This is a genomic window from Clostridium sp. MCC328 (assembly GCF_018785465.1).
Classification (GTDB): domain Bacteria; phylum Bacillota; class Clostridia; order Lachnospirales; family Lachnospiraceae; genus Pilosibacter; species Pilosibacter fragilis.
Genome location: NZ_WQPW01000006.1, coordinates 1 through 11,200 on the forward strand (window position 1 = coordinate 1; position 11,200 = coordinate 11,200).

General features: G+C 50.5%; 9 protein-coding genes and 1 other RNA gene. All 10 read left to right on the forward strand.

Annotation, left to right across the window (positions count from 1 at the left end):
• Positions 1-256 precede the first annotated feature (256 nt).
• Positions 257-518: signal recognition particle sRNA large type (gene ffs / locus GPK83_RS01010), an RNA gene on the forward strand.
• 32 nt (positions 519-550) lie between these two features.
• Complete coding sequence (locus GPK83_RS01015) at positions 551-2,020, forward strand: metallophosphoesterase (protein ID WP_215703784.1); 1,470 nt, start codon at positions 551-553, stop codon at positions 2,018-2,020.
• 182 nt (positions 2,021-2,202) lie between these two features.
• Complete coding sequence (locus GPK83_RS01020) at positions 2,203-3,285, forward strand: ATP-dependent 6-phosphofructokinase (protein WP_117470010.1); 1,083 nt, start codon at positions 2,203-2,205, stop codon at positions 3,283-3,285.
• A gap of 6 nt (positions 3,286-3,291) precedes the next feature.
• The gene (gene dnaX / locus GPK83_RS01025; RefSeq protein WP_215703785.1) at positions 3,292-5,010 is read left to right on the forward strand and encodes a DNA polymerase III subunit gamma/tau; all 1,719 of its coding nucleotides are present in this window, start codon (positions 3,292-3,294) and stop codon (positions 5,008-5,010) included.
• 143 nt (positions 5,011-5,153) lie between these two features.
• Complete coding sequence (locus GPK83_RS01030) at positions 5,154-5,504, forward strand: YbaB/EbfC family nucleoid-associated protein (protein WP_021903984.1); 351 nt, start codon at positions 5,154-5,156, stop codon at positions 5,502-5,504.
• Positions 5,505-5,506: 2 nt separating this feature from the next.
• Positions 5,507-6,106 carry a recombination mediator RecR gene (gene recR, locus GPK83_RS01035; RefSeq protein WP_015554029.1) on the forward strand — a complete coding sequence of 200 codons (600 nt, stop codon included), beginning with the start codon at positions 5,507-5,509 and terminating at the stop codon, positions 6,104-6,106.
• A gap of 45 nt (positions 6,107-6,151) precedes the next feature.
• Positions 6,152-8,368, forward strand: coding sequence for a tetratricopeptide repeat protein (locus GPK83_RS01040; protein WP_215703786.1), 2,217 nt, complete (start codon positions 6,152-6,154; stop codon positions 8,366-8,368).
• A 285-nt stretch (positions 8,369-8,653) separates the two neighbouring features.
• Positions 8,654-9,490: an HAD family hydrolase gene (locus GPK83_RS01045; protein WP_215703787.1), complete on the forward strand. Its 837-nt coding sequence runs from the start codon at positions 8,654-8,656 to the stop codon at positions 9,488-9,490.
• Positions 9,491-9,604: 114 nt separating this feature from the next.
• Entirely contained in the window at positions 9,605-10,351 is a 747-nt protein-coding gene (locus GPK83_RS01050; RefSeq protein ID WP_252196192.1) for a CvpA family protein, read from the forward strand.
• 22 nt (positions 10,352-10,373) lie between these two features.
• A complete protein-coding gene (locus GPK83_RS01055) occupies positions 10,374-10,667 on the forward strand; it encodes a hypothetical protein (RefSeq protein ID WP_242994130.1) in 294 nt (97 codons plus the stop codon).
• Positions 10,668-11,200: the final 533 nt, after the last annotated feature.

Here is an 11,200-nt window from a genome sequence, read left to right on the forward strand (position 1 = left end):
CGTGAATGCTTTGCCCAACGGGGCAATCGAACGAGAAGCCCCCACTTCAAGCGTGAGCTAAGTGGTGGGAGTATGTCACTACATACAATTTAAAGTCAGGAATAGATCAGGGGATTTTGTAAAAATGAGAGCTTTAACGAGAGGATTTTTTAATGCTCAGACTTGATAAAAACTTGTTGGTATCATGCTTATAACATGGTGTTGACAAGTTTTACTAACTTGACAAATTGTTGTCATCCATGTATACTTAACTGGTCCGCACAGCCGGGGAGATAGCGGTGCCCTGTACCTGCAATCCGCTACAGCAGGGGTGTTGTTCTGCCTCGGGTACTTCCTTGTGAAGCTGCCCCGGGTAAGCGGCGCTGACGTTTTGGTCTCGCGCAATGGGACTCTCTGAACCATGTCAGGGCAGGAATGCAGCAGCATTAAGGAGAACCTTCCATGTGCCGCGAGGGAGCCGGGACCGAGCTGGCTGCCAGGGTAACGTTCATGAGACGTATTCAAAGCAGAACGTGCGGACAAAAAAGGAAAGTTTAAGAGGTGACAGCTAATGAGAAAGAAATTTCTGTTATTGCTGGCGCTTCTTTTTTTATTGGCCGGAGTGATCTTTGTCCTGCCCGCGGTGCGGGATCATGCCCCGGATCAGACGAAAGAGAGTGCCACAGAAGAGACAGAATCAGAAACGCCCACAGAGACGGAAACAGAATCTGAGACCGAGACAGAAGAAACGACTGAGGAGGAGACGGAAGGTCCCGGAGACCCGGTGGACCGTGAAAAGGTGGAGACTCATCTGATTATTGCCTCTGACACGCACTATATGTCACCATCCATGACGGATTACGGCGCGGCGTTTGACAGTCTCGTAAATAGCAATGATGGAAAAGTGATCCGCTATCAGCCACAGTTATGGCAGGCGTTTAAATCGGAAGTCCTCGCAGCCAACCCTGACGCCCTGATCTTAAGCGGAGATCTGAGCTTAAACGGTGAAAAGGCAAACCACCTGGAATTTGCCGAAAGGCTCCGTGAGATCGAAGAAGCGGGAGTTCCGGTCTATGTGATCCCCGGAAACCACGATATCAATAAGCCGGACGCCGGAGAATACTTCGGGGATCAGAGAACCGATGTGGAGAGTGTAACATCGGAAGAATTCTGGGAGATCTATGCGGACTTCGGCTATAACGAGGCGAAGAGCGAGGCGCCGGATTCCTTGAGTTACCTGGTGGAGTTAAACGACACCACATGGCTCATGATGCTGGACACGACAGTTTGCGAGCCGGAAAACGAAGTCTACGGCGAGATCAAAGAGGAAACACTTGAGTGGATGGAGGAATGCCTGAAGGAGGCGTACGCCGAGGGAATCACGGTGATCCCTGTAGGACATCACAACCTCCAGCGCCTTAGCCGTGTCTATGTGGAAGAATGCGTGATCGAAAACTGTGACGAGGTTCTGGAACTCTTTGAGCGTTATCTGACACCGGTGTACTTCAGCGGCCATCTTCATACACAGAAGGTCATGAAACACTTGACGGAGCCGGGAATGGATTCAGATACATACGGAATCTGGGAGATCGTCAGCAATTCCCTGATCCTGCCGCCGTGCCAGTACGGAACAGTGACATTAAATACGGACGGCAGCATCGACTATCTGGCGAAGATTGTGAATGTTTCCAGCTGGGCAGCTGCGAATGGGGAGACCGATGAGAATCTTCTCGACTTCTCGTCCTACACAGAAAATTATCTGCAGACGGTCCTCAAAAACCAGATAGCCCGGAAGCTGGAAGATGTTCCGAAAGAATTAAGGGAAGTCATGGTCGATTTTTATACGGATCTGTATAAAGACTACTATGCCGGTGTGCCGATCAGCTACTCGGAGAAGAAAAATGAGTTCGGCTACGGACTCTGGGTCCGCTATATGGATCCCAGCACTGAGTTCCGCCAGCTCGACGGAATGATGCGAGATTCGATCTCGGCGAACAATCACGCGGAGATCCCGAATCCGATCCACTTGAAGCGGCCATAATATTACCGTAAGAAAAGAGAGATGCAGCAAGTTATTCCTACCCGTGTACAGTAACATTTTCTGAACTGAAAATTCCGTACAAAGATTTTTTCCTTGCCCCTCTCTTTTCTTTGTATTATAATCTTATCTTGGATACATGCATTCATATTTCGACTGAAAGAAATCGGAGAAAGGACAAGACGATGAAGAGAGTTGGATTCCTTACGAGCGGCGGCGACTGCCAGGCGTTAAACGCAACGATGCGCGGAGTCGCGAAAGGTCTGTACCAGATCTACAAAGATGAAGTGGAAATTATCGGATTTGAAGACGGCTATAAAGGTCTGATGTACGCAAACTACCTGATGATGAAACAGTCAGATTTTTCAGGCGTCCTCACAAAAGGCGGAACGATGCTCGGTACCTCCAGACAGCCGTTCAAGCTGATGCGTGTGCCGGACGAGAACGGACTCGACAAGGTGGAGCTTATGAAGCACACCTACTATAAATTGAAACTGGATGCGCTTGTGGTCCTCGGCGGAAATGGAAGCCAGAAAACGGCGAACCTCTTAAGTCAGGAAGGACTCAATGTGATCGGTCTCCCGAAGACCATCGATAACGACCTCTGGGGAACGGACATGACTTTCGGATTCCAGAGCGCTGTGGATATCGCCACAAACGCCATCGACTGCATTCACACCACCGCGTCCTCCCATGGACGTGTTTTCATCGTGGAAGTCATGGGACATAAGGTCGGCTGGCTCACCCTTCATGCGGGAATTGCCGGCGGCGCGGATATCATCCTGATCCCGGAGATCCCGTATGACTTAAACAAGGTCGTAAAGAAAATCAAAGAGCGCACAAAGAATGGAAGCCGCTTCTCGATCCTCGCGGTGGCAGAGGGCGCAATCTCAAAAGAGCAGGCAGCCCTTTCAAAGAAAGAATATAAGAAATATCTGGAAGAACGCGCCACAAAATACCAATCCGTTGCGTATGAGATCGGCGCGAAGATCCAGGAGATGACAGGCCAGGAGATCCGAGTGACGGTTCCGGGCCATATGCAGCGCGGTGGCACTCCGGTTCCGTATGACCGTGTGCTCTCCACAAGAATCGGCGCACATGCGGCCGACATGATCAAAAATAATGAATTCGGCAAGCTGGTCGTTGTAAAAAACAATGTGATCACGGATATCCCGCTGGCAGAATCTGCCGGAAAACTGAAATATGTGGATCCGCAGTCTGATATTGTAAAAGAGGCGAAGCTTATCGGAATCAGTTTCGGAGACTGATAGAGAATGTCATATCAAGCGTTATACAGGAAATGGCGCCCGCAGGTATTCGCGGATGTAAAAGGCCAGGACCATATCGTTAAAACCTTACAGAATCAGATCGGTTCCGGCAGGATCGGTCACGCCTATCTCTTCTGCGGAACCCGCGGAACAGGTAAAACGACGGTGGCAAAGATCCTGGCCCGGGCGGTAAACTGTGAACACCCGGTGGACGGAAGCCCCTGTGGGGAATGTCCAAGCTGTAAGCAGATCTTAGCTGGAACATCTTTAAATGTGGTAGAGATCGATGCTGCGTCCAACAACGGCGTTGAGAATATCCGTGAGATCCGGGAACAGGTCCAGTACCCGCCGACGGAAGGAAAATATCGTGTATACATCATCGACGAGGTCCACATGCTGTCCACAGGCGCGTTCAACGCCCTGTTAAAGACTCTTGAGGAACCGCCGTCCTATGTGATCTTTATCCTTGCGACCACGGAGGTTCATAAGATCCCGATCACGGTGCTTTCCAGATGCCAGAGATATGATTTCCGACGCATCACGCTGGACACGATCACGGCCCGGTTAAAAGAACTTACGGAAGCGGAAAACATGCCGGTGGAGGATAAAGCGCTCCGCTATGTGGCAAAAGCCGGAGACGGCTCCATGCGAGACGCATTGAGTCTCCTGGATCAGTGTGCAGCGTTCCACTTCGGTGAGACATTGACTTATGAACATGTGCTGGACGTTCTCGGCGCTGTGGACAACAGCGTATTCCGGGATCTGTTCCACGCGATCCGGGAGAACCGGACAAAGGACTGCATCCTGAAACTTGAGGAGATGGTAGTCCAGGGCCGGGAACTGTCCCAGTTTGTAATAGATTTTATCTGGTTTCTCCGCAACCTGCTGTTATTAAAGACAGCGGATGATGCGGAAGACCTTTTAGATATGTCAGAGGATAATCTGACACAGCTGCGGGAGGATGCAGCGCTTGTAGACGAGAATACATTGATGCGGTATATCCGTGTGTTCTCGGAACTGTCCAACCAGATCCGCTTCGCGAACCAGAAACGTGTGCTCATTGAGCTTACTTTCATAAAGCTCACAAAGCCGGAGATGGAACAGAGCATGGATTCTGTTCTGGAACGGCTGGAAAAGCTGGAGCGCATGGTGGAGGAAATGTCTGAGGGCGGCTATGTTCCGGCACAGACTGCCGAAATGGGCGGCGATCCCATGATAAATGCCGGGCAGCAGATTCCGTCGCAGACATACGTGCAGCCGGTCTACAACGGCGCGGGCGCGCCGGGAAACGACATAGCCTCCTCAGGGCAGCCCGCACAGAATCCGGCAAATATGCAGAACCCGCAAGGTTCCGGCAAGAATTATGAGCCGAGAACCGTATCCCTGCCGAAAGCCCAGCTGGAAGACCTCAACATGATCCGCAACGAGTGGGGTAAGATCGTCCGCGACATGGGCATGTCCATCCGCCCCAGTTTCCGGGAGACGGTCGTGGAACCGGCGGGAGACAGCTGTCTCTGCATCGTATTCAATGATCCGATGAACTTTGCTATCGGAAGCCGTCCGAGCATCCTCGGTGACCTGGAACGGTATGTGGAACAGAAATACGGAAAATCCCTGTACTTTAAATCCCGTGTCCGGGAGAGCGGGGAACGGATGGATACACGCTACATCAGCGATGATGAGCTGAGGGAAAATATCCATATGGATATCACGATCGAAGATTAGCCGCAGCAGAATGCTGCGATTAATAATAAAATATCCGGGTCGAAAGCTGAAAACAGGGACCCGTTACTCCCGGCCAACGGGAGCGAAAACTGGCTGTAAGGCAGCCACATAGAAAATAATGAATATTCAGGAGGAATTACACCATGGCAAGACGTGGCGGTTTCCCGGGCGGTATGCCGGGCAATATGACAAATCTTATGAAACAGGCGCAGAGAATGCAGCGCCAGATGGAAGAGAAGACAAAAGAGCTTGAGGAGAAGCAGTACACAGCAACAGCTGGCGGTGGAGCTGTATCCGTTACCGTATCCGGTAAAAAGGAAGTTGTCGCTGTAAAGATCTCCCCGGAGGCAGTAGATCCGGATGATGTTGAGATGCTTGAGGACCTTATCGTTGCCGCTACAAACGAGGCATTCCACCAGATGGAAGCTGAGTCCAGCGCAGTGATGTCCGAGCTTACAGGCGGCCTCGGAAACCTGGGAGGACTTTCCTTCTAATTATGGATTACTACAGCAGTCAGATATCAAAATTGATCGAGGAGCTGTCGAAACTTCCGGGAATCGGGAACAAGACAGCCCAGCGTCTGGCATTCCATATCATCAACATGCCGGAGGAACAGGTAGAACGTCTCTCCAGCTCGATCCGCGACGCGAAGCACAATGTTCATTACTGTAAGGAGTGCTTTACCTTGACGGATCAGGAACTCTGCCCGATCTGCCGGAGTCAGACGAGGGACCACAGCGTGATCATGGTCGTGGAGAACCCGCGCGATCTGGCGGCGTACGAGAAAACGGGCAAATTCGACGGGGTGTACCATGTGCTTCACGGCGCGATCTCCCCGATGCTTGGAATCGGCCCGGGAGATATCAAATTAAAAGAGTTGATGATGCGTCTTCAGACAGAGGAAGTAAAGGAAGTCATTATCGCCACAAACTCAAGCCTTGAGGGTGAGACGACCGCAATGTACATAAGTAAACTGATCAAACCGACAGGGATCAAAGTGACGAGGATCGCCAGCGGCGTTCCGGTCGGCGGCGATCTGGAATATATTGACGAAGTCACACTTCTTCGGGCGTTAGAAGGCCGGGTGGAGTTATAAAACCGGCAGCTGGACAGCTGGGCGGTTTCAGGAGATGCGAAAGAAATGGATAAATACGAGTTTAATATTAAAGTTGAGCAGATCAAAAAGATGGTCAGCCGCGGAGACTACGGAACTGCGATGAAGATCGCAGATACCATTGACTGGCACCGTGTCCGCAACGCAAGCCTGCTGTCCATGATCGCTCAGATCTATGAGAAAAATGAAGAGTACCAGGAGGCGAAGGATATTCTGCTCCTGGCATTCGAGCGCGCGCCGGTAGGAAAGCGCCTGCTCTATAAGTTGGCGGATCTCGCCTTAAAGGACGGAAGTACCGCCGAAGCGGAGGCATACTACAGAGAATTTTGTGATCTCGCGCAGGATGATCCGCGCCAGTATCTGCTCCGCTACAAGATCTTAAAAGCGAAGAAAGCGCCGGTGGATCAGCTGATCCGCGCGTTGGAAGTGTATACAGCATCCGAGGTGGATGAAAAATGGCTCTACGAACTGGCTGACCTCTACCACAAAGCCGGGATCGAGGACAAGTGTGTAGCCACATGTGACCGCATCATGCTCTTATTTGGTCTCGGCAAATATGTGGATAAGGCAATGGATCTGAAGCTCCAGTACGCGCCGCTGAACAAATACCAGATGGACCTTGTGGAAAACAGGGACAAATACGAGGCAAAGCTGCGCGCTGTTGAGGAAGAGTACAGCGGAAATGCCCCAGAGCTGGATGATTATGATGAGGGAACCCCGGATTCCGAAGCTTCCAAGCAGGTTGCCATGCAGATTCATGAGGATGCCCAGGCGAAAAAGCTGGCAGACGAGATGTCCAGACTCTCTGAGGAAGAGGGACGGACTGCTGTTGTCGAGGAAGACGATGACATGGGTGCCACAAGAACCATCGCTGACTTAAGCCAGGTCCGCAGAGGCGGACAGGCGGCTGCACCGGAAGTACAGGAGGAAGAAAACACGATCCCGACCGGGGAAGAGCGTGAGATCGAGCGCCAGAAGCTGGCGATCCGCGCCGCAAAAGAGCGGGAAGAGATGGAAGAGGAAGCTCTCCGCCGTGCTGAGGAAGAGCGGGAAGCCGCCAGACGCGAGGAAGAGGAACGCCGTGCGAAGAAGCAGGCGGAGATCGACCGCGAACGTGCCCGCCGAAACCAGGTCCGCAACATCCCGGCTCCGGAAGAGGAGGACGACGATGGAGAGCTGGAGCTGGAATCCCTGGATGACATGCTGGATACCAACAACCTGATGATCGAGGCGGAGACGGACGAGGAAGGGCTTTCCATGGCTGTCAGCTCCTTAAAGGAGATCCACCGTGAGCTCGGCATCAAGAATCCGGTTGCAAAGATCAGCAGTGAAAAGTTAAATAAACGCGGAATCAGCGCAGTAGCCGATATGCTGGCAGGAAAAGACCTGATCATCCAGCATGCGGCAGGACTCACTGATGCTGTCCAGAACGAACTGGATGATCTGATGGAGAAAGACCGCTCCGGAATGATCGTTGTCCTGATCGATACACCGGAGAACCTTGAGGCACTCCATGCCCACAATACATCCCTTGCAAGCAAGTTCCAGTATATCGGAAGCGATGAGAACGCGTCTGCGCAGAAAGAGGCAGATACCGAGATGGAAGCTGCGCTGAAGCGCTCCACAGAAAAGCAGGAACAGATCGCCCGTGATGTGGTAAACGCGGAGCAGGAGACAGAAGAGGAGCCGGAACAGGAAGACGCTGAAGCACTGCAGGAAGAACCGGAGTACGAGAAAGAGGAAACGGACATCCTGGAAGAATCATCCGAGCCGGAAACAGATGAAGAGGACGAGGAAGAACCGGAGCCAGAGGAATACGTACCGCCGAAGAAGGCAAAACTCTTCGCAAAGCAGGAGAAACCTCAGAAAAAGGCGCCAGTGACTGAAGAAGAGCCGGAACTCCCGGAGGAGACTGCGTCCGCAGCGGAAGAGGAAGTTGTTCCGGAAGACTACGATGACAAAGAAGAGATGGATCCGGATGAGTTCGCCCAGTACGCGTGCAAGTATGCGACGGAGATCGATTGCAGCATCACCGGAAAGAGCCTTCTCGCCCTCTATGAGCGCATCGAGATGATGGAGGAGGATGAAGTCCACCTGACAAAGGCAGCAGCCGTAGATCTGATCGAGGAAGCTGCTGACAAGGCAGAGAAAAAGTCTCTTGGAAAGAAGATCGCGGGACTTTTCTCTCCGACTTATACAAAAGAAGGTCTTCTGATCCTTCATGAAAAGGATTTCTTTGACTGATAAAGAGTGTGATGGGATCCCTGCGCACTGTTCTGGGCAAGCCCAGACGGCACACAGGAATTCCGTGACATGCTTATAGGAACTGAATATATGCGCACCATAAGCTCATTGTTTTTGCGATGAGTGGGTGCGCAAATTTTTCACCAATATACACGAACTAATGTTTGCTGAACACAGACAAGACGAATGCGCATGCGGCCCTTTTGCAACAGATATTTTCAATTCCGGAGTATCGCTGTAAACAATGTTTTGCATGTGCGCTAGATTTCTTATAGGAGAAAAGATATGGAGATCAGGCTGATCGCGGCGGACATGGATGGAACGCTGCTTGATGACGAAAAAAGGATCCCGGAGGAGAACCTGCGCGCTTTCCGCGCATGCGCGGCACAGGGGATCGAGATCGTCCCGGCGACAGGCCGCACGATGCGCGGACTGCCGGATGAGCTTCGGAATCTGCCGGGCGTACACTATGCGATCCTCACGAACGGGGCACAGGTGGTAGACCTTGCGAAAAACGAGATCATCGACTCCTGCCGGATCCCGGTGGCTCTGGCAGAAAAGATCATGATGATGGCCCGGACAAGTTCGGATGAGATCATGTATGATGTATATGTGGGCGGAATCGGCTACACCATGCCGGAGTTCTACAATGATGTATATAAATATGTCTCATCGGAGGGACTGGCGGAGCTGGTGCGCAGAACCAGGGACACGGTTTCCGATAATATCGCTTACTTAAAAGAGCGGGGACAGGACGCGGAGAAGATCAACATGTTCTTCCGTGACATGGATGCCAGAAAGCGGATGAGAGAGGAACTCTCGAAGCTCCCGGGGATCCTTGTGTCCTCATCGATCCCGAATAACCTCGAGATCAACGCGGAGGGAGCTGATAAGGGCGGAGCGCTGCTCCGTCTTGCCGCACGTCTGGGAATCGCCAGAGAGTCCACCATGGGCTTTGGAGACGGGGAGAATGACCTCAGCATGATCCGCATGGCTGGAATTGGCGTTGCCATGGAAAATGGCCATGAATCCGTAAAGGAGGCAGCAGATTATATCACGAAGACCAACAATGAGGCAGGTGTCGCGAAGGCGATCTGCCATTTTACAGGAATTCAGATATAACAGGAATGATGGGCATATGAGGACTTTCAGGTAATAGACGCGGCGGGGTATCTGGATCATCCAGGCTTTGTCTGTTTTACGGAAGAACTATGCACATATGTGACAGGAGTAATAATGGAAATAATGGAGATTCTATCCAGCCGCTGGCTGGAAGTGGCTGTAGCGGTATATCTCATCGGGATGATGCTTTACGGTCATTACAGAGGTTTTATAAAAATAGCAGTTTCCGCAATGTCCCTTTTCATCACGCTATTTGCAGCGCGTGTAGCGATTCCACAGGCGGCAGCCTGGCTGGAACATAATACGGCTGTATACGAAACGATGAAGGAGAGTGCTTTGAAGGCCAGCGGCCTTGATGAGAAGATGGAAGAGATGGCTCAGACAGCCGGTCTCGCGGGAAGAGCCGGGGAACGCGCGGTCATAGAGAGCCTGGAGATCCCGGACCAGATCAAAAAGCTTCTGATCGAGAATAACAACGGAGAAATATATCAGGAAATGGGCGTCCAGATCTTTGAGGACTATGTTGGGAAATACCTTGCAGATCGTGTGATCCGCGTGATCATATTTACGGTGCTGTTTATAGTATTCTATGCGTTCCTTCATATCATCATAGTCTGGCTGAACCTGATCTCCAGGCTGCCGATCCTGTATGGGCTTAACAAGATCGCCGGTGCGGTTCTGGGACTCGCGGAAGCATTGATCTTTATATGGGTGGGCGCCCTGGTCCTTACCCTGTTTTCGGGCAGTGAGATCGGAAAGAGCATGATTGAACAGATCAATGGAAGTATCTGGCTGACGTGGCTGTATGACCACAATATGCTTTCCTACCTTGTAGTCGGTCTGGTAAAGTCTGTCCTGTAACGGGAGTAGATTAAACGGAGGAATGCATTGGGCTGGAGACTATATTGGATATTTCCAAAGTTATGCTTTGGGAAATATTTATGATGGACAGATTCGAAAGGCATTGTTATCAGAGATTCCGGATTTGTATGAGCAGATACGCCACGGAGAGTTTGACAGACTGAACAAGTGGATGAAGGAACATATCTGGCAGTATGGGTGCTGTTATACATCGGGAGAAATGTTGAAGCGATTGACAGGAAAAACATTGGACGTTGTGCCATTTCTTGACTACATGAAAGAGAAGTATGCGGACTTATATGGTATTCATATTTAAAAAGGACAAGTTAGTTTGATAATAGGGATTGCAGCAGGAGAAAACGTTAAGCTGCAATCCCTGTTTTTATAGTGTAAAAGAGCAATTTGAAATTGCTCAAATGATGGCTTGAATACCGAATTGCATATATTGTATGCAAAACAATTATGAACCGCAATATGTTGTAATTGCACAAACAAAAGAAAAAACTTTAAAAAAACTGGAAAAAAGTGTTGACTTTTTCGTGGGGATTTGTTATTATAATACTCGCCTTGAGCGACAGGGCAAAACTTATTAAGAGTCATTAAGAAAACTTCTTAATCGCTCGAAAAAAGTTTTAAAAAGTTCTTGACAAACCGGAAACGGTATGATAGAATGAACGAGTTGCTGCTGAAGAACAGAGAGCAACAAAAACAAAGTTCCTTGAAAACTGAACAGTATGTAAAACCCTGAAAATTCTTATAAAAATGGTCTTTTGGTTTAGACCATGAATGAGAACATTCAGAACAAAACCTAACAAAACAGTAGAACGGTTTAAAAATTAGCCAAGCTAA

What these genes read in the sequence shown, in the direction of transcription:
- GPK83_RS01050 (WP_252196192.1), top strand. Translation starts at nt 9,605, where the DNA reads ATGGAAATAATGGAGATTCTATCCAGCCGCTGGCTGGAAGTGGCTGTA.
- dnaX (WP_215703785.1), top strand. Translation starts at nt 3,292, where the DNA reads ATGTCATATCAAGCGTTATACAGGAAATGGCGCCCGCAGGTATTCGCG.
- GPK83_RS01020 (WP_117470010.1), top strand. Translation starts at nt 2,203, where the DNA reads ATGAAGAGAGTTGGATTCCTTACGAGCGGCGGCGACTGCCAGGCGTTA.
- GPK83_RS01045 (WP_215703787.1), top strand. Translation starts at nt 8,654, where the DNA reads ATGGAGATCAGGCTGATCGCGGCGGACATGGATGGAACGCTGCTTGAT.
- GPK83_RS01015 (WP_215703784.1), top strand. Translation starts at nt 551, where the DNA reads ATGAGAAAGAAATTTCTGTTATTGCTGGCGCTTCTTTTTTTATTGGCC.
- GPK83_RS01030 (WP_021903984.1), top strand. Translation starts at nt 5,154, where the DNA reads ATGGCAAGACGTGGCGGTTTCCCGGGCGGTATGCCGGGCAATATGACA.
- recR (WP_015554029.1), top strand. Translation starts at nt 5,507, where the DNA reads ATGGATTACTACAGCAGTCAGATATCAAAATTGATCGAGGAGCTGTCG.
- GPK83_RS01040 (WP_215703786.1), top strand. Translation starts at nt 6,152, where the DNA reads ATGGATAAATACGAGTTTAATATTAAAGTTGAGCAGATCAAAAAGATG.
- GPK83_RS01055 (WP_242994130.1), top strand. Translation starts at nt 10,374, where the DNA reads ATGCATTGGGCTGGAGACTATATTGGATATTTCCAAAGTTATGCTTTG.